The sequence below is a fragment of the Aeromonas sp. A35_P genome (genome assembly GCF_002259925.1).
GTDB classification, from domain to species: domain Bacteria; phylum Pseudomonadota; class Gammaproteobacteria; order Enterobacterales; family Aeromonadaceae; genus Aeromonas; species Aeromonas dhakensis.
Genome location: NZ_NEVB01000250.1, coordinates 1 through 19,415 on the forward strand (window position 1 = coordinate 1; position 19,415 = coordinate 19,415).

Sequence of the window (19,415 nt, forward strand, 5' to 3'; positions counted from 1 at the left end):
GCCAGTGGTAGCGCGGTGATATCCGATGGATTGGCCTGTTTCAGGGCGGTGAAGGAGGCCAATTGTGAGCACCTGGGTGTTGTCACCGGGGGCAACCTTGACTTGCTGGATCATCCGGCATTCAACTGGGTAAACACGATGATAGGGAATGTGAAGAACTCGCTGCGGGGCAGTTGCCATACGCTCGGAGCGAAGCATTTACCGAGACATCTTGCTGAATACTGCTTCCGGTTTAATCATCGTTTTGACCTCAAAAGCATGTTGGTTGAATTGGGGCATGCAGTCGTGGCAAGCCCTCCGATGCCATATCGGCTCTTGAAGCTGGCTGAGGGTCATGGGTAATCAGGAAAGCAATAATCGGATAATTCAGCATTATTCGATTATTGTCATCCCCTTGATTAGGCGCTGGCGGATTGGTATTACCCGGCATGTTGGGCTTCTCTGCGCTTTGCACCAACCTACGCTCAGCGCCAACCCATATCCCGCACAACGCGCCAACCCGCATCAAAGCCCCCATCAACCACCAAATCTGCCTTGGCCCCACTCTTGCTAAGTCTTCTCCCATTGATGGCCGTGGCCGCCCTGAATTTTCTGCCTTGAGGGCTAAGCAAGGGGGAGGGCGGCCCGGCAGAGACCTTCTGATGGGAGCCGCGACAAGTGCAAGACACAACCAATACTCTCTCCCCGCAGCGCTGGCTGCAACTGGAGTTAAAGGCCATCGACAGCCAGGTTGGCCGCTGGCAGAGCCGCCGTTTCGAGATTGCGGCGCTCCACCCCGCCGAGCCCGAGGCTGCCGGCGCCTTGCCCCTTACCCTGTTTCGCGATGAGCGGGGGGATTATCGCTTCAACCTGAGCTCCGGCTCGCCCTGCCTGTTTGTGACTGGAACCCGTGTGAACAATGGCTTTGTGGCCGATGGCCTCACCCTGAGCCAGACCGTGGCCGCCGCCTATATGGATGGCGAGCGGCAGGTGCTCTCCTGCCCGCTGCCCGAAGCGCTGCAAGCCTGGGTGGAGGCCTTTATCGGTCGTCACGGCGAGCTGCTGGAGGCCCGTCGCAAGGGCAAGAAGGGCAAGGGACGGGCGCAGGATCAGCTGGGGGTCGACAGCCAGGATCAAGCCAGCTGCGGCGCCGTCAAGGCCACCGGCCCCGATGGTCGCGAGCGTGGCAGCGATGCCGGAACCTGTGCCGTAAACAAGGCCGGAAACAGCGCCCATGAGTGAGTTCCTCAAGCGCTGGTCGTCTCGCAAGAGTGAGGCGCGCAAGCATCAGGCATTGCAGCCAAGGGAAGAGGCCACCCCCGAGGCGCTTGCTACCCCTATCGAAGGCAGTGGCGAAGGTGAAACTCCTGATACTGCGCTGGATAGCACCGTAGTCAGCACTGACAAGGGGAGCTGTGAACCTCTTGCCGTTGAGGGGGCTGGGAGTGGCGAACCGCAGCTGAAAACGGCCCAGCCGGGCAAGGCCAAACTCCCCGACAAGGAGGCGCTGCGTGCCATGTTTCGCAGCCACAAGCCGGATGGGCTCGACGACTACACCCAGGATTTCAGTCAGCCCGAATTGCTGCCCGCGGCCCTGAGCGCCGGGCTGCGCAACTGGCTGGTGGAGCAGGTGAGCACGCCCGATGGAGAAGCCCCACACTCAACCGCTGCCGTACCCGAACCGGCGACGGTGGCCGCCACGGCCATAACCAGCGAGCCGCAAGGGTTGGCTGATAACCATTCTCAAACCCACACCGACGATCGGGACATTTTGGTTGATCATGATGGACAAAATGTCCCAACCAAGGGTGGGGGAATGGAGCATTTGGGATCCTGACTCCCTGCCAGTCACTTTTTTCCTGGGGGAGTTGGCTCGGCTCTTGCTCTCCCAGCTGACCAACAAGCACGCCATCCCACGAGGTGGCGCGCACAGGAGTGCATGTGAGCATCGAACAACCCATAACAACATCCGTCGCAACACTGACCGCCGATGGCGTGGCCGCGCGCAACGAACGTGCCCGCGTCCATGCCCTGCAGCATACGGTCAAGACCGACAACCTGATCCCGGCCACCGTCTCTTATCAGAGTCAGGGGCGCCTGCTGCTGGTCGGCCCGGAAGACCGCATTCGCCGCGCCGCCAGCCTGCTGCCAGCCGGGGTGACGCCCACCCTGCTGGTGACCGAGTCGGTCCACGATGCCGAGGCGGCGGATCTCGAGGCCATCTTCGAGGCTACCGCCGCCCTGGATGCCCTGACCCTGCGCGAGCCGAGCCTGACAGGGTATCTCGGCCAGTTCCAGCTCACCGGCCTCAATGGTCAGGGTGAGCGTATTTCTCTGGCTGCGCTCTGTTTTCCACAACAAGCGGCTGCTGCTAGTGAACAGCCACGCGTACCGCGCTTCGATCTGGTGGCCGATCTGGGCCGCGTCCCGCTGTTTGCGCTGGAGCGCCCGCCGGTGGGTTATCTGTCTTTCTCCGATGATACTGACCTGGCCGAGCGGCTTGCTGAGCTCTGTGCCCTCACCGGTATCTTCGACAAGCCGCGCTACTTTCGCCTCGACCCCGAGGCCTGTGCCTTTACCGCCCGCGGCGTGCCCGGTTGCAGCCGCTGTCTCGATGTCTGCCCGACCGATGCCCTCAAGCCCATCAATGGTCGCATCCAGATCGATCCCCATCTCTGTCAGGGCTTCGGCAGCTGTGCCTCTGCCTGTCCGACCGGGGCCATCGGCTATCACCAGCCCGACGCCAATACCAGCGGCGACTACCTGTTCCGATTGCTCAAGCACTACCGGGAGGCGGGGGGCGACGAGCCCCAGCTGCTGATCGCCGGTGAAAACGAGCGCGAATGGGTGGAAACGGAACTCACCCGCTTGCCCGCCAACTGGCTGCCGATCTGGGTGGAGGAGAGCGCGAGTTTAGGCATCGAGAGCTGGATGGCCGCCCTTGCCTATGGCGCCAGTGAGGTGCGCATCGCGCTGGGCAATGATGCCCCTGAAAGCGTGCGGGCATTGGTTGAGCGGGAACTGGCGAGCGCCGCCGTGCTGCTGGCGGGCGCCGGTCTTGCTGCCGATCGCATCGCCCTGTTTAACCCGGATATCGAACTAGATAAGCCGATTTCCGGCCAGCCGGCCCTTGCCCTGCTGGAGAAGCCGCTCAAAGGGGACAAGCGGGAGAACCTGTTTGCCGCCTTCGATGCCCTCTGGCAGGCCAACGAGGGGAGCCGCGAGCCGCTGGCGGTACCCCACGGCGCCCCTTACGGCAGCGTGGAATTGAAAGAGGCTGACTGCACCCTCTGCATGGGCTGTGTGGCGGTCTGCCCGAGCCGCGCCCTGCATGCGGTGGGGCACACGCCCGGCCTCAACTTTATCGAGCAGGATTGCATCCAGTGCGGCATGTGCGAAAAGGCGTGCCCCGAGCAGGCCATCGTACTGATGCCCCGCCTGCAGCCGGTGCCCGAGGCGCGCCGCGCCGTGCAGAGCCTCAAAGCCGAAGAAGCTGCCTGCTGCATTCGCTGCGCCAAGCCGTTCGCGCCGGCCTCCCTTATCCGCCGCATCCAGCAAAAACTGGCTGGTCACTCCCACTTTCAGAACGAGGCCGCCCAGCGGCTGCTGATGTGCGAGGAGTGCCGGGTCAAGGATGTGTTTGCGGCGCTGGCGGCGGATCCCGTCTCCCAGCTCAAGGTGTGAGGGGTCAGTGATGAGCGAACAACATAACGAAAAGGCTGGCGAACTGACCATGACCGAACTGGAACAGAGCAGCGCCGATCTCTACGCCCTGCTGGCGAGCCTCTGGCGCGCCGCCCCCCGTGGCGAACAGCTCGCCTGGCTGCAAGGGTTGCAGGCCATGCCGGGCCCCTTTGCCAGAGGGCTGGGGCTGGTGCAGCTGGCGGCCAGCAGCCATCACGAGCACGAGCTTGCCGAGGAGTATCAGGATCTCTTTATCGGGCTGGGGCGCGGGGAGATCGTGCCGTTTGCCTCCTGGTATCTCACCGGCTCATTGATGGAGCTGCCGCTGGCGGTGCTGCGTGCAGACCTCCAGTCCCTCGGCTTCGAGCGCCAGAGCGGGGTGTGCGAGCCGGAAGATCACCTGGCCGCCCTCTGCGAGGTGATGGCGGTATTGATTGCCGAGCAGCACCCGGATCGCAACCGCTTCTATGAACGCCACCTTGCCCCCTGGGTACTCGCCTGCTGCCGCGATCAGCAACAGGCGAAAGGGGGCAGCTTCTACCGGGCGGTCGGGGCCCTTGCCGAAGACTTTTTCAAACTGGAACAGGAACTGCGCCTGCCCTTTGGCAGCCCGGTGGTGACGCAGCCATGACGCTGCGCCGCCCACTCATAGCAAAACCGGCTCACCGCAGCCGACCATAACAACAGAGGTCACAGAAAGATGAGCGATGAACAGCTGAAAGACCCGTCCCGCCGCAATCTGATCAAGGGGGTGGGGGGGGTTGCCACCATAGGCGTGCTGGCCGGTGCCACTGGCAGGGTGGTGGGCAAGGAGGTGCTGACCCACGACACCGAGCCTGACAAGGGCTATCGGGAGACCCCCCATGTTCACGACTTTTATCGCACCCTGCGCGGCACCGACTGAGCCGGATCAGTAAAGGAGAACTCATGAAACTGACGAAACGTGCCGAGCAGCCCCAGGCGGGCGAGCAGGGCCACTTGCAGAGTAATGCAAACGCTCGCGGTCAGGGGCTGACCCGTCGCGCCTTTATGGTCAATTCCGGTCTGGTGGCTGGCGGCGCCGTGGCGGCCGGCTGGCTGGCACCGGCCATGATGCAGCGGGCCGAGGCCAAGAGCGTGGCGGCCGACGTGCCGGTCGAGGTGAAGCGCACCATCTGCTCCCACTGCTCGGTGGGCTGCGGCGTCTATGCCGAGGTGCAAAACGGCATCTGGACCGGTCAGGAACCGGCCTTCGATCACCCTTTCAACCTTGGCGGTCACTGCGCCAAGGGGGCGGCCCTGCGCGAGCACGGCCACGGCGAGCGTCGCCTCAAGTACCCGATGAAGCTGGTGGGCGGCAAGTGGCAGCGCATCAGCTGGGATCAGGCCATCGAAGAGGTGGGCAACGAAGTGCTGCGCCTTCGCAAGGAGTCCGGCCCAGACAGCGTCTACTGGCTCGGCTCTGCCAAGCACTCCAACGAGCAGGCCTACCTGTTTCGCAAGATGGCGTCCCTGTGGGGCACCAACAACGTGGATCACCAGGCGCGCATCTGCCACTCCACCACGGTCGCCGGGGTCGCCAACACCTGGGGCTATGGCGCCATGACCAACAGCCTGAATGACATGCACAACAGCAAGTCGATCATGTTTATCGGCTCCAACCCGGCGGAGGCCCACCCGGTCGCCATGCAGCACATCCTGCTGGCCAAAGAGCGCAACGGCTGCAAGATCCTGGTGGTCGACCCGCGCCGCACCCGCACCGCCGCCAAGGCGGACATGTACCTCTCATTGCGTCCGGGCACCGACGTCGCCTTTATCTGGGGCATGCTCTGGCACATCTTCAAGAACGGCTGGGAAGACAAGGAGTTCATCCGCACCCGCGTCTTTGGCATGGACGAGGTACAAAAAGAGGTGGCGCGCTGGACTCCGGCCGAAGTAGAGCGGGTGACCGGCCTCAATGAAAAAGAGGTGTATGGCGCCGCCAAGCTGCTTTCCGACAACCGCCCCGGCTGCGTGGTCTGGTGCATGGGCGGCACCCAGCACACCACCGGCAACAACAACACCCGCGCTTACTGCATCCTCGAACTGGCCCTTGGCAACGTGGGCAAGAGCGGGGCGGGCACCAACATCTTCCGTGGTCACGACAACGTGCAGGGTGCCACCGACTTTGGCGTCACCTCCGACTCACTGCCCGGCTACTACGGGCTGGAAGAGGGCTCCTGGAAGCACTGGGCTCGGGTGTGGGACGTCGATTACGAGTGGATCAAGGCCCGTTTTGACAACAAGGCCTACAACGGCAAGCTGCCGATGAACAACAACGGCATTCCGGTCTCCCGCTGGGTGGACGGGGTGCTGGAGAACGCCGATCTCATCGAGCAGGGTGCCAACATCCGCGCCATGTTCTACTGGGGCCATGCGGTCAACTCCCAGACCCGCGGCCCGGAGATGAAGAAGGCGATGCAAAAGCTCGACATGATGGTGATTGTCGACCCGTACCCCACGGTCGCCGCCGTCATGAACGATCGTACCGATGGCGTCTACCTGCTGCCGGCTACCACCCAGTTCGAGACCTATGGTTCCGTCACCGCCACCAACCGCTCCATGCAGTGGCGCGACAAGGTGGTCGAGCCCCTGTTCGAATCCAAGGTGGACCACGAGATCATGTATCTCTTGAGCAAGAAGCTCGGCTTTGCCGATGAGCTGTTCAAGCACATCAAGGTGGAGAACAACGAGCCACTCTTGGAAGACATCACCCGCGAATACAACCGCGGCATGTGGAGCGTGGGCTACACCGGCCAGAGCCCGGAGCGGCTCAAGGCGCACCAGCAGAACTGGCACACCTTCCACAAGACCAACCTCAAGGCCGAAGGCGGCCCGGTCAGCGGCGAAGTGTATGGTCTGCCCTGGCCCTGCTGGGGTACCCCTGAGATGAAACACCCCGGCAGCCACATCCTCTACGACACCAGCATTCCGGTCTCGCAAGGGGGCGGCGGTTTCCGCGCCCGCTTCGGCATCGAGTATCAGGGCGTCTCGCTGCTGGCCGAAGACTCCTGGCCGAAGGGGAGCGAGGTGGAGGATGGCTATCCCGAGATCACTGCAGACCTGCTGAAACAGCTTGGCTGGTGGGATGAGCTGACCGAGGCCGAGAAGAAAGAGGCCGAGGGGCGCAACTGGAAGACCGATCTCTCCGGCGGCATTCAGCGGGTGACCATCAAACACGGCTTCGTGCCCTACGGCAACGCCAAGGCGCGCTGCGTGGTGTGGACCTTCCCGGATCAGGTGCCCAAGCACCGCGAACCGCTCTACACCCCGCGCCGGGATCTGCTGGCCGACTACGCCACCTGGCCCGATGCCAAGAGCCTGTGGCGCCTGCCGACCCAGTACGCCTCGGTGCAGGAGAAGGACGTCAGCAAGGAGTTCCCGATCATCCTCACCTCCGGCCGTCTGGTGGAATACGAGGGGGGCGGCGACGAGACCCGCTCCAACCCCTGGCTGGCCGAACTGCAGCAGGAGATGTTCGTCGAGATGAACCCGGCGGATGCCAACGACGTCGGCGTGCGCGACGGCCAGGATGTGTGGGTGGAGGGGCCAGAAGGGGGCAGAGTGAAAGTGAAGGCGCTGGTGACCCCGCGGGTCAAACCCGGGCTCGCCTTTATGCCGTTCCACTTCGGCGGCCACTTCGAGGGCCAGGATCTGCGCGCCAAATATCCGGAAGGGTCAGACCCCTATGTGCTGGGGGAGTCGGTCAACATAGTCACCACCTATGGCTATGACCCGGTTACCCAGATGCAGGAGACCAAGGTCACCCTGTGCCGTTTTCGCCAAGTAGGAGCCTGATCTCATGGCCAGAATGAAATTCATGTGTGACACCAAGCGCTGCATCGAGTGCAACGGCTGTGTGACGGCGTGCAAGAACGAGAACGACGATGCCCTCGAGTGGGGCATCCAGCGCCGCCGGGTGGTGACCCTCAACGACGGTCTGCCGGGGGAGACCTCCATCTCGGTCGCCTGCATGCACTGCACCGACGCTCCCTGCATGGCGGTCTGCCCGGCCGACTGCTTCTATCACACCGACGACGGCATAGTGCTGCACAACAAGGATCTCTGCATCGGTTGCGGCTACTGCCTGTTTGCCTGCCCGTTCGGGGCGCCCCAGTTCCCGAAGACCGCCGCCTTTGGCGATCGGGGCAAGATGGACAAGTGCACCTTCTGCGCCGGTGGCCCGGAAGAGGATCACAGCGAGGCGGAGCGCCAGAAGTACGGTGCCAACCGCATCGCCGAGGGCAAGCTGCCCATGTGTGCCGAGCTCTGCTCCACCAAGGCGCTGCTGGCGGGGGATGCGCAGGTGATCTCCGACATCTTCCGCGAGCGGGTCGCCTATCGCGGCGCCCCTCACGCGGGCTGGGGCGGGGATGAGCAGGATCTGTTCCACGACGCCAGCCAACCCCGCGATGGCAGAGGCAAGGGGCTCAAGCCTGGCAAGCAGGAGGGTGGCCAATGAGACACTGGCTGACAGGGCTGCTGACAGCCTTGCTGCTGTTCAGTGCACCTGGCTTTGCCGATGCCCAGAAGGAGACGATCGGCTTTGCCGGCGCCGACTACTGGCGGGCGGTGAAGGATGGGCAGGAGGGGGTGACCACCTCCCGCTCGCCGGAGCACGGGGTGCTGATCTCGGTGCCGGGCCAGCTCTGGTTCGAGGTGAAGACCAAGTGGGTGTCGCCGCTCGGTGCCATCGCCATCTTCGGCTCCTTGGCCATGTGCGGCCTGATGTACTGGGTGGTGGGGCCGACCAAACTCTCCAAACCGCGTACCGGGCGCAAGCTCAAGCGCTGGAGCCGGCTCGATCGGGCGCTGCACTGGACCACGGCGGGCATGTTCCTGACCCTGTCCGGGTCTGGGCTGGCCATCATCTACGGCAAGCACTTCATCAAGCCGGTGGTGAGCATGGGGGTGTGGGAGAACTGGATCTGGTTCGCCAAGGTGTTCCACAACTACGTGGGGCCGCTCTTTTTCCTCTGCCTGCTCGGGGTGCTCATCAAGTGGTTCCGCCACAACATCGTCAACATGGTGGACGTGCAGTGGTTTATGAAGGCGGGCGGCATGCTGGGACCCCACAAGGGGAGTCACCCCTCGGCGGGCTTCTCCAACGGCGGCGAGAAGGCGATCTTCTGGCTGCTCATCTGGTTTGGCGGCATCGTGGTGGCGACCGGGCTGTTTCTGGACTTCCCCATCTTCGGCCAGCTGCGCCGCCAGATGGAGTGGGCCAGCTTCATCCATATCGTAGGCGCCTTGATCCTTATCTGCGGCTTCATCTTCCATATCTACATGGGCCTGTTCCAGCTGGAAGGGGCGCTGGAGGGGATGGTGACCGGCGAGGTGGACGAGACCTGGGCCAGGGAGCACCACGACCTCTGGTATGAAGAGGTGAAGCACCAGCTCGACGAGCCTAAAACGGGCAAGTCCGGCTGAGATTGACCGAGATATCAAGATGAAAGAGAAGGGGCGCTGCGGCGCCCCTTTGTTATGCCTGCTGCTCAGCGCCGCTGCAGTGGCAGCATGGCCGATGGGCATGATCTGAATGAGGCCGTATCCCGTCCTGCCACGGTTTTTGGCCGCAGGGTATGCCCAAGCTCACAAAATGAAACGACCAAACGTCATATGATTGATTTCATTATGAGTCTTGCTCTCCTGCCGAACGGCAATTTCACGTAAATCAAAGAGAATGACTATGGCTACCGGACAATATCTGCTGTGGAAAGATGCACAGGGACAAGATTTTCGCCCCGTTGCACTGACTGGCACCGATCTGCTCAACGATCGCAACCTCAACAAGGGTACCGCCTTCACCGAACAGGAGCGCGCCGACTTCGAGCTCGACGGCCTGTTGCCTCCCCAGGTTCAAACGTTTGAAGCCCAGCTGGAGCGGGTTTATCAGGGCTTTTTGAGCGCCTGCAGCGACATCGAGAAGTACCAGAACCTGCGGGCCCTGCAGGATCGCAACGAGACCCTGTTCTACGCCCTGCTGGCGCGCCACGTGGAGGAGATGACCCCCTACATCTATACCCCGACCGTGGGCAAGGCGTGCCAGGAGTTCAGCCACCGCTTCCAGAAGCCGCGCGGCCTCTACATCACTCCGAACAACGTCGAGGACATGGGCTCCCTAGCCCGTCATCTCGATGCCAAGTCGGTGCGTATCATAGTCGTGACCGACAGCCAGGGGATCCTGGGGATCGGTGACCAGGGGGTGGGCGGCATGGGCATCCCCATCGGCAAGCTCTCCCTCTATACCCTGGGTGCCGGCATCCATCCCGCCTGTTGCCTGCCCATCGCGCTGGATGTGGGCACCGACAACCAGGCTCTGCTGGATGACCCCATGTATCTGGGCCAGCCCCACAAGCGCATTCGCGGCAAGGAGTACGACGACTTCATCGACAAGTTCGTGGCCGGGGTCAAGCGTCACTTCCCCAACGCCGTGTTGCAGTGGGAGGACTTCAGCAAGTCCAACGCTTTCAACAACCTGGCCCGCTATCAGCAGTCCCTGCCATCGTTCAACGACGACATCCAGGGGACCGGAGCCGTGGTGCTGGCGGGCATCATAGGGGCGGTCAAGGTCAAGGGCGAGACCCTGGGCCAGCAGAACTACCTGGTCTATGGCGCCGGTGCCGGCGGGGTCGGGGTGGCGGATCAGATCTGCGCGGGCATGATCCGCGAAGGGCTGGATCCCCAGGCGGCCCGCGATCGCATCTACATCCTGGATACCCAGGGGCTGGTGTGCGACAACCGCGAGGGGCTGGACGAGTACAAGCGTCGCTATGCCAAGCCGGGCTTGTTGCTGTCGGGTTGGGATACCGAAGTGCCCGGCAAGGCCAACCTGACCGACGTGCTGCGCCATGTGCCCATCACGGTACTGCTGGGCACCAGCGGCGCCGGTGGTGCCTTCAAGGAGCAGCATATCCAGCTGATGCTCAACCACTGCGAGCGCCCCATGGTGTTCCCGCTCTCCAACCCGACCGCCAACTGCGAGGCGCTGCCGGAGGACATCTATCGCTGGAGCCAGGGCAAGGCCATCGTCGCCACCGGCAGCCCGTTCAAGGATGTGCACTACGAGGGGCAGGAGTTTCGGGTTGGCCAGGGCAACAACGTCTTCATCTTCCCTGGGGTGGGCCTGGCGGCCATCGTCAGCCAGATCCGCGAGATCACGCCGGACATCTTCACCACCGCGGCCTTTGCGCTGGCAGAGTGCGTGAGCGAGGTGGACCTGGCGAAGGGGGCCGTCTATCCGCGCATTCGCGAGCTGCGCAGCATCTCGGTGCACGTGGCGACGGCGGTGCTCAAGGACATAGTGCGGCGGGATCCCTCCCACCCGCTGATCGGCCAGGATCTGCAGCAGCACATCCTCAACCACATGTGGGAGCCGGTCTATCTGCCCTATCGCCGGGTATGACGGACGCAAGCTTGCAATAGAAGAGGGGTGGCCATGGCCACCCCTCTTGTTTTGCCACCTGAGCGGCCAGCTACATTGTCAGCCGCGCAGCGGCAGCCAGTGCCCCGCCTTGCTGCGGCAGGCGGTGTCCTGCCACTGCTGGCTGGTCTGACCTATATAGAGCTGCTCGCGATAGTCACGGCACCAGAGGCCGTTGGGATGGCGAAAGGTGCGCAGCGGCGTGACGCTGCCCGAGTGGCGGCTGGCAGGGTTGAACCAGGTGAGGCTCTGACCCTTGGGACGGGTTTGCAGCGCCTCGGCCAGCGCCTGGTTGGCCAACGCCACGTCCTGCTTGTCCATCTGGTGGTAGAGCGGGGCGGCTGGCTGGGTGGCACAGGCGGACAACCACAGCGCCAGGCAGATCAGCAGATAACGGATCATGGTTGCTCCTTGCTGTTGAACCCTTGCTGGATCAGGGCTTGCTCCTGTGCATCGGTCAGGGTCTGGTTGCGATCATCGACCGTGCCGTCTCCCCGGATCTGGTTGCCGTTGGCATCGACGGCGTCCACGCCGTTGTCATCGACCGTACCGCCCCCCCGGATCTCGTTGCCATTGGCATCGACGGCATCCATGCCGTTGTCGTCGACCGTGCCGTCGCCCCGGATCTCGTTACCGTTGGCATCGACGGCATCCATGCCGTTGTCATCGAGGCCATTGCCCAAGCCTCGTCCGCCACCGTGACGCTCCCCGCCGCCATGCTGTTCGCCACCGGCATGGCGGTCCCCTCCGGCATGTTGCTCGCCGCCGGCGTGTTCCCCACCGCCGTTGTCGTCACTGCCATGGCTGCCGCCACCACTGTTGCTGCCGCCGTCGCTGTCACTGCCACCACCGCCACTGTTGCTGCCGCCGTCGCTATCACTGCCGCCACCACTGTTGCTGCCGCCGTCGCTGTCACTGCCACCACCGCCACTGCTGCTGCCGCCGCCGCTATCACTGCCGCCACCACTACTGCTGCTGCCGCCACCACTGCTGCTGCTTCCACCACTGCTGCCGCCGCCACTACTGCTGCTTCCACCACCACTGCTGCCACCCCCTCCGCCATTGCCGTCGCCATCCTTGTTGTGAACGATCAGCCCATTGGCGATATAGCTGTGGCTGCCATCGAGGATCAGGTTGAACAGTGCCGTGGTGGGCGGGGCATCAAGCCAGCAGAGGGACTCCACCAGCAGCAGGGCGGGCTGCGGGGCCAGCGCCAGGTTGCCTGCGCAGCCGTGCTCAGACCAGCCCAGCAGGTGCATGCCGGTAAAGAGTGGCAGCACGGCGAGGGTCGGGTTTTCGGTGCGGGTCATGGCCGGTGCAATGGCCGCCCAGCCGCGGGTGGTCAGGAAGGGGTGTTCGGCGGTGAAGAAGGGAGCCAGCCGGTTGATCCCGTAGAGCCGGCGCTCTCCCAGCAGTACCCGTTCGACCGCCAGGATGCGGTTGTTGCGGCCATATTGATCCCGCACCCGCTCACCGACCTGCAGGGCCTCGATGGGGCGTTCCTCCCCGTCGGCCATCAGGATGCGGGTACCGGTCACGAAGCAGGACTTGGCATAGGCCTGATTCACCTGCCACTGATGGTGGCTGAAGTCATAGCTCAGCGGGGTGGCAAACAGGGCCAGGGCGATGGCTGAACCCACCAGCAGTCGGCGCTGGCTGGGTTTGAAAGTAGGCTGTGACATGGGGGACTCCTTGTCCGGCTGGGTTCACGTCATCAAGTATAGGGCGGGCTGATGGAGGGGCAGGGGAGCCATTGACAAACAAAACAGCATGGAAAAACGATTGGCGGCGGCCATAAAAGTGCGTAAAATCGCTTCCTCGATGCTTGTAGCAACGAATCCCGCCTAAAAAGCCAGTTTCATGCCCTCCCCAAGCAGTAAGAGGCAACAAATGACGCCAAATGGCTCATTCAATGCCTTGAAAAAGTCTTGTGATAACTGAAAAGTGTCAAATATCCCTTTCAGTTATCAAAAAATTAAGGACATCCATGTTTTCCTTAGCCAAGCAAAGCGTCGCCGGGCTGCAAATCCTGTTTGTCGCCTTCGGCGCCATGGTGCTGGTGCCCCTGCTCACCGGACTGAACCCCTCCATGGCCCTGCTTGGGGCCGGTGTAGGTACCCTGCTGTTCCAGCTCTGTACCCGCCGCCAGGTCCCGATTTTCCTCGGTTCCAGCTTTGCCTTCATCGCCCCCATCATTTACGCCACTCAGACCTGGGGCCTGCCCTCCACCATGTTCGGTCTGTTTGCCGCCGGTTTCATGTACTTCATCCTGGCCGCGCTCATTCGCGCCCGCGGCATGGGCTTCGTGCACAAGCTGTTGCCGCCTGTGGTGATCGGCCCGGTGATCATGGTGATCGGCCTGTCGGTGGCCCAGGTGGCCTGCAACATGGCCATGGGGCGCGCCGGCGGTGAGCAGGTGATGCCTGCCTCGACGGCGCTGACCCTGGCCGGCATCTCGCTGGCGGTCACCCTGATTGCGGCGGTGTTCTGCAAGGGCTGGATCAAGCTCATCCCCATCCTGTGTGGCGTGATTGCGGGCTATGTCTCTGCCGTGTTGATGGGTCAGGTGAGTTTCGATGGGATGGTGAACGCCCCCTGGCTGGCGCTGCCTCACTTCGTGACTCCCGAGATCAACTGGGCTGCGGCGCTGTTCATGCTGCCGGTAGCCATTGCCCCCTGTATCGAGCACATCGGTGGCGTGCTGGCCATCGGTGGCGTGACCGGCAAGGATTACACCAAGGATCCGGGTCTGCACCGTACCCTGGCCGGTGACGGCATCGGCGTCTGCTTCGCCGGTTTCATCGGTGGCCCTCCCGTCACCACCTACGCCGAAGTGACCGGCGCCGTGATGATCACCCGCAACTTCAACCCGGTCACCATGACCTGGGCCGCGGTGTTCGCCATCATTCTGGCTTTCTTCGGCAAGTTCAACGCCCTGCTCACCTCCATCCCGATGCCGGTGATGGGCGGCATCATGCTGCTGCTGTTCGGATCCATCGCCGCCATCGGTCTCAAGACCCTGGTGGAGTCCAAGGTGGATCTGGGGCTGTCGCGCAACATCGCCATCGTGGCCGTGACCCTGACCGTGGGTGTCGGCGCACTGGAGATGAAGATCGGTGATTTCGCCCTGGCCGGCGTGGGTCTGGCCTCGGTGGCCGCCATCCTGCTCAACCTCATCCTGCCCCAGCACTCCGAAGAGGGTGCCATGGAGAGCGCCAAGGATTGAGTGAACGGACGGCGGGCACATCACTGTCTTGCAGAGGCCACCTCAGGGTGGCCTCTCTCTTTTCCGCCATCTGGCACCTCGTTGGGCTGGTGGAAGGGGAAACGTTAATACGCATCAAGTCAATAACTTGCTCGCCGGCAGACGTTGTCGTCCGAGGGGATCCGCAAGCCTCAAAATAGGGGTTGATTGAAGCCTGCCCGGTCGGATCACCATTTGACGTATCCCTGTTCCTGACCTTTGCTAAAAGTCAGGTTTGACTCTGTGCTGCGCGGATCAGTATGAAAAAAGAGGCGTTTACGCCCCCCATCATGGGATGCATCTTCCTCTCTCCTTATGATGCTGCTCTTGCCGTCACACCCTGCGAAACCACCCCATCTGCTTGCCGCCGACATGACGAAGGCGCGGCAAACCGTGCAAGCCGGTACGATCCGATAAGGGTCATAAGGGTCCGTCTATCGACCGATGCGGACATTGAGGGACGAGCTGTGAGCAAAGTGAGGTTGCAATGAAATATCAACTGTTGTGGAAAAGCGCCCTGTTCTCGGTCTCTTCGGTGCTGGCGCTGGGTGCCGTACAGGCGGCACCCTTGAACGTGATGACCGAGGATTATCCGCCGTTCAACATGCAGGGGGAGGGGGGCAAGATAGTCGGCCTCTCCACAGAGGTGGTGGAGGAGTTGTTCAAGCGGGCCGGGGTCGAATACAAGCTGAGCATGATGCCCTGGAAGCGTGCCTACGAAGATACCCTCGGCACGCCCAATACCGCCCTGTACTCCACCACGCGCACGCCGGAGCGGGAAACCCTCTTCAAGTGGGTCGGGCCGCTGGTCAACAACAACTGGGTTTTCTTTGCCAATCCGTCTTCCACCATCACGGTCAACTCCTTGGAAGATGCGAAGCAGTATTCGGTTGGGGGCTACAACGGTGATGCCGCTGCCGAATACCTCAAGGCGCAAGGGTTTGGCAAGCTGCAGCTGGCGGCCAACGATACCGCCAACGTGAAGAAGCTGGAGGCTGGTCGCATCGATCTCTGGGCGACCGGGGAGTACCTGGCCCCCTATCTGGCCGCCCAGGAGAAGACGTCCAGTCCCAAGCCGGTGTTTGTGTTCAAGGAAACCCAGATGAGCCTGGCTTTCAACAAGGAGACCCCGGATGAGCTCATCAACAAGCTCAACGAGATCCTGGCCGCCATGAAGGCGGATGGCACCATCGACAAGATCAATGCCAAGTACCATTAAGTTGTAACAAGACGTCGTTGCCGATATCGGGAGGGAACCATGGGTTGGAATAGTCTGACGTTCAGGATTGCCGTGCTGACCTCCCTGTCGGTGAGTCTGCTGCTGGTGTTGTTTGGTGGATATAACTACAACGCCGCCAGGGAGGAGAGCTATCGCAGACAGGCCGAGATGGTGGAGCAGGCCATCAGCCGGTTGCAGCTCTCCTTGCCTGGTCCGCTGTGGAATTACGAATCGGCTTTTGTCGAGGCATCCCTAAAATCCGAGCTGGCCACCGATGCGCTTAGCAGCCTGCTGGTGGTCAACAAGGACAAGCTGGTTGCGGGGTTTGTCCGTGATGATGCCGGTGAGATTCAGGTAGTGGCCAAGTTGCCCGCCGATCTGGGCAGCCACGCCAGCCATGAGCTGGTCTACGACGACAACGGCCAGCTCAAGACGGTGGCCAATCTGCTGGTGGTCAGCAGTGATCGGGCCATTTTGATCCAATTGCGCCATCTGCTCATCACCACCGTCTGGCAGATAGTGGTGCTGGACGTCGGTATCATCCTGTTGCTGATGGTCTTGATCCATCGCAATGTGCTGCGCCCCTTGCGGCAGATGAACTCCGCAGTCTTCGACCTGGCCCAGGGAGATGGGGATCTGACCCAGCGCCTCAAGATCCGCCGGCATGACGAGATGGGGGCGCTGGCTGGCAACATCAATCAATTCATTGCCAAGCTGCAAGGGACAGTGTCGGAGATAAACACCCTGTCGGCAGGTGTCTTGCAGACGGCGGAGCTGTGCGATTCGCTGGCGACCGATACCCGGCATGGCAGCGCCGAACAGCAGTCAGAGCTGGATCAGGTCGCGACCGCCATCACCCAGATGAGTCATGCGGTACAGGAAGTGGCGGGCAATGCGGTCAAGACATCCGGTGCGACCGATGAAGCCAGCCTCTATGTGGAGCAGGGTTACAAGCTGGCCGGTCAGGCCAATGAAGCCATTCACCAGCTGGTCGGCGAGGTGGAGCGGGTCGCCAACCTGATCCGCTCGTTGTCGAGCGAGAGCAGCAGCATCGGCAACATCATCGAAGTGATCAACGGTATTGCCGAACAGACCAACCTGCTGGCCCTCAATGCCGCCATAGAGGCGGCAAGAGCCGGGGATCAGGGGCGTGGGTTTGCCGTGGTGGCCGATGAGGTGAGAACGCTGTCCGGCCGTACACGCCAGTCGACCGAGGAGATCAGTGCCAGTATCGCGCGCTTGCAGCAGGCGACCCACAATCTGGTGTCAGGCATGCAGCAAAGTCAGGACAAGGCCCCTCAGGCGGGGGCGCAAGCCGCCGACGTGCAGCTCTCGGTAGAGAAGATAAAGACCCAGGTAGGCCTAATCCGTGAAATGAACATGTATATCGCCCAGGCCTCGGAAGAGCAGCACTCGGTGGCGGAAGAGGTCAGCAACAGCGTCAATCGCATCGCCGGGCTCAACAACGACAGTGCGGCGCGGGTGGGGCAGGTAGCCGATGCCAGTAGTGATTTGCGCCAGCTGTCGGCTCAGTTGGACAGCCTGCTCAAACAGTTCAGGGTGTGAACGCCGGGCTCAGCGATCTGGCGACGCCTGGTCGGTTTTCTGGCAAAGATCTTCGCAACGTAACCCTGTGCGCTGGTTTGCAAGCCATGGCATTGCCATGGCTTTTTGCTGTCTGTTGATCATGCCTGATGGCGCGTCAGTACGAGCACCCACATGGCCCCGTCCCCCACGTGATAGCGAGTCAGCAGGGTCAGGGCGCCGCTGAGCGGGTCGATGCGGTGCACCGCCAGCTGGTGGGAGGCCTGCCCGGCTGCCAGCAGCCAGCGACCGCTCTGGTCGATGGCAAAGCCGCGGGGCATGGTCTCGGTCGGGAAGTGGCCGACTACGCCGAGCTCGCCATCCGGCGCGATGGCGAACTGGGTCAACAGGCTGCTGGCCCGCTCGCTGCTGTAGAGAAAACGCCCGTCGGGTGTCACGTGCAGATCCGCCCCCCAGCGCTCCCCCTGATAACCGGCTGGCAACATGGAGAGGCTCTGGCAGAGCTGGATCCCGCCGTCGGCGGTGGGTCGGTAGCGGTTGATGGTGCAGTCGAGCTCGTTGAGGCAATAGAGGTCGCCATTGCTCGGGTGCAGCGCCAGATGGCGCGGCCCGGCACCGCTGGCGGTCGTCAGGTCCCCCAGCGGATGGGGGCGCAGCCGACCCTCTTTGCAGAGCAGAAAGCGGCGGATGCAATCCTCCTTGAGGCAGGCGACCAGCACCTCCTGCTCACCCCGCTCATCTGCATGCAGCAGGGTGACCGAATGGGCGGCCTGCAAGCCGTCGAGCTGCTGGTGGGGCGGCTCTGCCAGGCCGTCGGCGCAGATGGCGGAGACGGTAACCTGATTGAAGGCATAGGAGGCCGCCAGCAGGAAGCGGCCATCGGCCGAGATGGCGGTGTGGGAGGCGCTGCCCGCCAGCGGCGCCGACCCCTGCGTTTCCAGCCGGCCATCGGCCTCGATGCGATAGCTTATCAGGGCGAAATCGGGGCGCACGGCGGCATGGAGCCAGCGCCCGTTCGGGCTGATCGCCAGCGGCTGAACCTGGCCCGGGGTGTCGACCACCTGCAATGGCGTGAGCTCCCCAGTATCGGCCAGGGCAAACACGTGGATCTGCTGGCTGGCGGGGCTCGCCACATAAACGACCTGCTGCATCTGTTTCTCACTCCTTGTCATGGGCAACCGCAGGCCATCTTATCCTCTTTCGCGCCCGGCTGGCGCTACTCTTTTGCCCGGCCCGGGCAGACCACCTGGCGGGCCTTGAGGTGGTAGAGCTCCACCTGCGGGTGGCTGAAAAAGCCCACTTCCCACGGGTTCTTCTGCACGAAGGCGGCGCGGATAGGTTCGAACAGCGGGTGACCCTGCGGGATCTGGTAGGCATCGGCGGCGATGATGGTGTAGTTCCACTCGATGGCGCGGGTGTAGGTGAACACTGCCCGCGAGTCGATGGCGAAGTGGCAGCGGCCGTCGCGCTTGAGCAGCTGCGACTTGAAGGTCTCGGGGAAGGTGATGAAGAAGATGTCGTCCTCATCGGAGGAGAGAAACGCCAGTACCGTGGTGTGGGGCTGGGACTGGGCCCGGGTCACCAGCACCCCGATCTTGTTCTCAGCCTCACGCAAGTCAGGCACCGGCAGGCCGGTGAGCGGGGTGACGGGCAGCTCGCGGGCGGGGCGTTCATCGGCCGGATGTTGATAGCTAGGCTGGGCGAAGCCGTAGACCACCCGGTTGCCGTACCAGAGCTCGAACTGCAGCGGGGTGACCTGCACCCTGTCCGGAGCGGTGCGGGCGATCACCCCCTTGTAGGAGACGCGATAGACGCTCAAGGAGGCGTCGTACTCGTCGACCCCGGTGCGGTTGTCCAGATGCAGGGTGATCTTCTCCCCCACCGCCAGCTGGTGCCCCTTGGGGAAGGTCAGCAGCAGCTCGTCGTCTGGCTGGATCTCGACCCCGCAGATGTAGACGCCGGTCTCCTTGCCGGCGGGGTCGACATAGGTGGCGGCCACCCCGAGCAGGGGAGAGCCGAGAAAAGAGAGCAGAGAGGGTTGGGAACTCATGGCGCACCTTGGCAAATGTGGGGATCGGCTCCTCAGTGTATCGCGGCCGGCCGGGATTGGCAGGCTCCTCATCCGGGGAGGCAAGCGCTTCAGGCTAGCGACAAACCGTGCTCCATTCTGGCCGGCCCGTCACAAAACCAGCGTATGCGGTGGGCCACCGACACAAAAAAGGCCCCTTGCGGGGCCTTCGAGTGAGATGAGGGGCTGTCTTAACCGGGCTGGGGGCCCGGCAGGGCGGGAGGCTGGGCGGAGT

Annotated in this window: 16 protein-coding genes and 1 pseudogene; 13 read left to right on the top strand and 4 right to left on the bottom strand. The window is 62.9% G+C overall.

Annotated features, from left to right (window positions below; translation table 11 throughout):
- The 10 genes and pseudogenes from CAK78_RS20725 to CAK78_RS20770 all read left to right on the top strand — a co-directional run.
- The coding region (locus CAK78_RS20725; protein ID WP_141214109.1) for a transposase at positions 1-342 on the top strand (342 nt) is incomplete at its 5' end.
- A 299-nt stretch (positions 343-641) separates the two neighbouring features.
- Positions 642-1,221, top strand: a pseudogene (locus CAK78_RS20730) (DUF3305 domain-containing protein).
- A complete protein-coding gene (locus CAK78_RS20735; RefSeq protein WP_094698544.1) occupies positions 1,214-1,816 on the top strand; it encodes a DUF3306 domain-containing protein in 603 nt (200 codons plus the stop codon). The pseudogene CAK78_RS20730 and the gene CAK78_RS20735 overlap by 8 nt, the downstream one beginning before the upstream one ends.
- A 104-nt stretch (positions 1,817-1,920) precedes the next feature.
- Complete coding sequence (locus CAK78_RS20740) at positions 1,921-3,663, top strand: 4Fe-4S dicluster domain-containing protein (RefSeq protein ID WP_094698545.1); 1,743 nt, start codon at positions 1,921-1,923, stop codon at positions 3,661-3,663.
- Positions 3,664-3,673: 10 nt separating this feature from the next.
- Positions 3,674-4,294, top strand: a complete 621-nt coding sequence (locus CAK78_RS20745; RefSeq protein WP_010633293.1) for a TorD/DmsD family molecular chaperone — start codon at positions 3,674-3,676, stop codon at positions 4,292-4,294.
- Positions 4,295-4,363: 69 nt separating this feature from the next.
- Positions 4,364-4,567: a transcriptional initiation protein Tat gene (locus CAK78_RS20750; protein ID WP_094698546.1), complete on the top strand. Its 204-nt coding sequence runs from the start codon at positions 4,364-4,366 to the stop codon at positions 4,565-4,567.
- A 23-nt stretch (positions 4,568-4,590) separates the two neighbouring features.
- Complete coding sequence (locus CAK78_RS20755; protein WP_094698547.1) at positions 4,591-7,479, top strand: formate dehydrogenase subunit alpha; 2,889 nt, start codon at positions 4,591-4,593, stop codon at positions 7,477-7,479.
- Positions 7,480-7,483: 4 nt separating this feature from the next.
- Positions 7,484-8,143 (top strand): formate dehydrogenase FDH3 subunit beta, encoded by a 660-nt coding sequence (fdh3B, locus tag CAK78_RS20760; protein ID WP_005303185.1) that lies wholly within the window; start codon positions 7,484-7,486, stop codon positions 8,141-8,143.
- Positions 8,140-9,111, top strand: coding sequence for a formate dehydrogenase subunit gamma (locus CAK78_RS20765; RefSeq protein WP_005303183.1), 972 nt, complete (start codon positions 8,140-8,142; stop codon positions 9,109-9,111). Before fdh3B ends, CAK78_RS20765 begins: the two co-directional genes overlap by 4 nt.
- A gap of 259 nt (positions 9,112-9,370) precedes the next feature.
- On the top strand, positions 9,371-11,086 hold the full coding sequence (locus CAK78_RS20770) for an NAD-dependent malic enzyme (protein ID WP_094698548.1): 1,716 nt from the start codon (positions 9,371-9,373) through the stop codon (positions 11,084-11,086).
- Positions 11,087-11,164: 78 nt separating this feature from the next.
- On the opposite strand, the gene CAK78_RS20775 is transcribed toward CAK78_RS20770, so the two are convergent.
- Complete coding sequence (locus CAK78_RS20775; RefSeq protein WP_094698549.1) at positions 11,165-11,506, bottom strand: RT0821/Lpp0805 family surface protein; 342 nt, start codon at positions 11,504-11,506, stop codon at positions 11,165-11,167.
- Positions 11,503-12,786 (bottom strand): hypothetical protein, encoded by a 1,284-nt coding sequence (locus CAK78_RS20780; protein ID WP_094698550.1) that lies wholly within the window; start codon positions 12,784-12,786, stop codon positions 11,503-11,505. The genes CAK78_RS20775 and CAK78_RS20780 overlap by 4 nt, the downstream gene beginning before the upstream one ends.
- A 305-nt stretch (positions 12,787-13,091) precedes the next feature.
- On the opposite strand from CAK78_RS20780, the gene CAK78_RS20785 reads away from it, so the two are divergent.
- The 3 genes from CAK78_RS20785 to CAK78_RS20795 all read left to right on the top strand — a co-directional run bounded on the left by CAK78_RS20785 (position 13,092) and on the right by CAK78_RS20795 (position 17,133).
- Entirely contained in the window at positions 13,092-14,330 is a 1,239-nt protein-coding gene (locus tag CAK78_RS20785; RefSeq protein ID WP_176452876.1) for a uracil-xanthine permease family protein, read from the top strand.
- 505 nt (positions 14,331-14,835) lie between these two features.
- Positions 14,836-15,567: a substrate-binding periplasmic protein gene (locus CAK78_RS20790; protein ID WP_094698552.1), complete on the top strand. Its 732-nt coding sequence runs from the start codon at positions 14,836-14,838 to the stop codon at positions 15,565-15,567.
- A gap of 39 nt (positions 15,568-15,606) precedes the next feature.
- Positions 15,607-17,133 (top strand): methyl-accepting chemotaxis protein, encoded by a 1,527-nt coding sequence (locus tag CAK78_RS20795; RefSeq protein ID WP_176452877.1) that lies wholly within the window; start codon positions 15,607-15,609, stop codon positions 17,131-17,133.
- A gap of 119 nt (positions 17,134-17,252) precedes the next feature.
- Here the strand turns inward: CAK78_RS20795 and pgl are convergent, their stop codons facing one another.
- Complete coding sequence (gene pgl / locus CAK78_RS20800) at positions 17,253-18,263, bottom strand: 6-phosphogluconolactonase (RefSeq protein WP_094698554.1); 1,011 nt, start codon at positions 18,261-18,263, stop codon at positions 17,253-17,255.
- Positions 18,264-18,328: 65 nt separating this feature from the next.
- On the bottom strand, positions 18,329-19,162 hold the full coding sequence (locus CAK78_RS20805; RefSeq protein WP_094698555.1) for a hypothetical protein: 834 nt from the start codon (positions 19,160-19,162) through the stop codon (positions 18,329-18,331).
- Between the last annotated feature and the right edge of the window lie 253 nt (positions 19,163-19,415).

What these genes read in the sequence shown, in the direction of transcription:
- CAK78_RS20735 (WP_094698544.1), top strand. Translation starts at nt 1,214, where the DNA reads ATGAGTGAGTTCCTCAAGCGCTGGTCGTCTCGCAAGAGTGAGGCGCGC.
- CAK78_RS20745 (WP_010633293.1), top strand. Translation starts at nt 3,674, where the DNA reads ATGAGCGAACAACATAACGAAAAGGCTGGCGAACTGACCATGACCGAA.
- CAK78_RS20750 (WP_094698546.1), top strand. Translation starts at nt 4,364, where the DNA reads ATGAGCGATGAACAGCTGAAAGACCCGTCCCGCCGCAATCTGATCAAG.
- CAK78_RS20755 (WP_094698547.1), top strand. Translation starts at nt 4,591, where the DNA reads ATGAAACTGACGAAACGTGCCGAGCAGCCCCAGGCGGGCGAGCAGGGC.
- fdh3B (WP_005303185.1), top strand. Translation starts at nt 7,484, where the DNA reads ATGGCCAGAATGAAATTCATGTGTGACACCAAGCGCTGCATCGAGTGC.
- CAK78_RS20765 (WP_005303183.1), top strand. Translation starts at nt 8,140, where the DNA reads ATGAGACACTGGCTGACAGGGCTGCTGACAGCCTTGCTGCTGTTCAGT.
- CAK78_RS20770 (WP_094698548.1), top strand. Translation starts at nt 9,371, where the DNA reads ATGGCTACCGGACAATATCTGCTGTGGAAAGATGCACAGGGACAAGAT.
- CAK78_RS20775 (WP_094698549.1), bottom strand. Translation starts at nt 11,506, where the DNA reads ATGATCCGTTATCTGCTGATCTGCCTGGCGCTGTGGTTGTCCGCCTGT.
- CAK78_RS20780 (WP_094698550.1), bottom strand. Translation starts at nt 12,786, where the DNA reads ATGTCACAGCCTACTTTCAAACCCAGCCAGCGCCGACTGCTGGTGGGT.
- CAK78_RS20785 (WP_176452876.1), top strand. Translation starts at nt 13,092, where the DNA reads ATGTTTTCCTTAGCCAAGCAAAGCGTCGCCGGGCTGCAAATCCTGTTT.
- CAK78_RS20790 (WP_094698552.1), top strand. Translation starts at nt 14,836, where the DNA reads ATGAAATATCAACTGTTGTGGAAAAGCGCCCTGTTCTCGGTCTCTTCG.
- CAK78_RS20795 (WP_176452877.1), top strand. Translation starts at nt 15,607, where the DNA reads ATGGGTTGGAATAGTCTGACGTTCAGGATTGCCGTGCTGACCTCCCTG.
- pgl (WP_094698554.1), bottom strand. Translation starts at nt 18,263, where the DNA reads ATGCAGCAGGTCGTTTATGTGGCGAGCCCCGCCAGCCAGCAGATCCAC.
- CAK78_RS20805 (WP_094698555.1), bottom strand. Translation starts at nt 19,162, where the DNA reads ATGAGTTCCCAACCCTCTCTGCTCTCTTTTCTCGGCTCTCCCCTGCTC.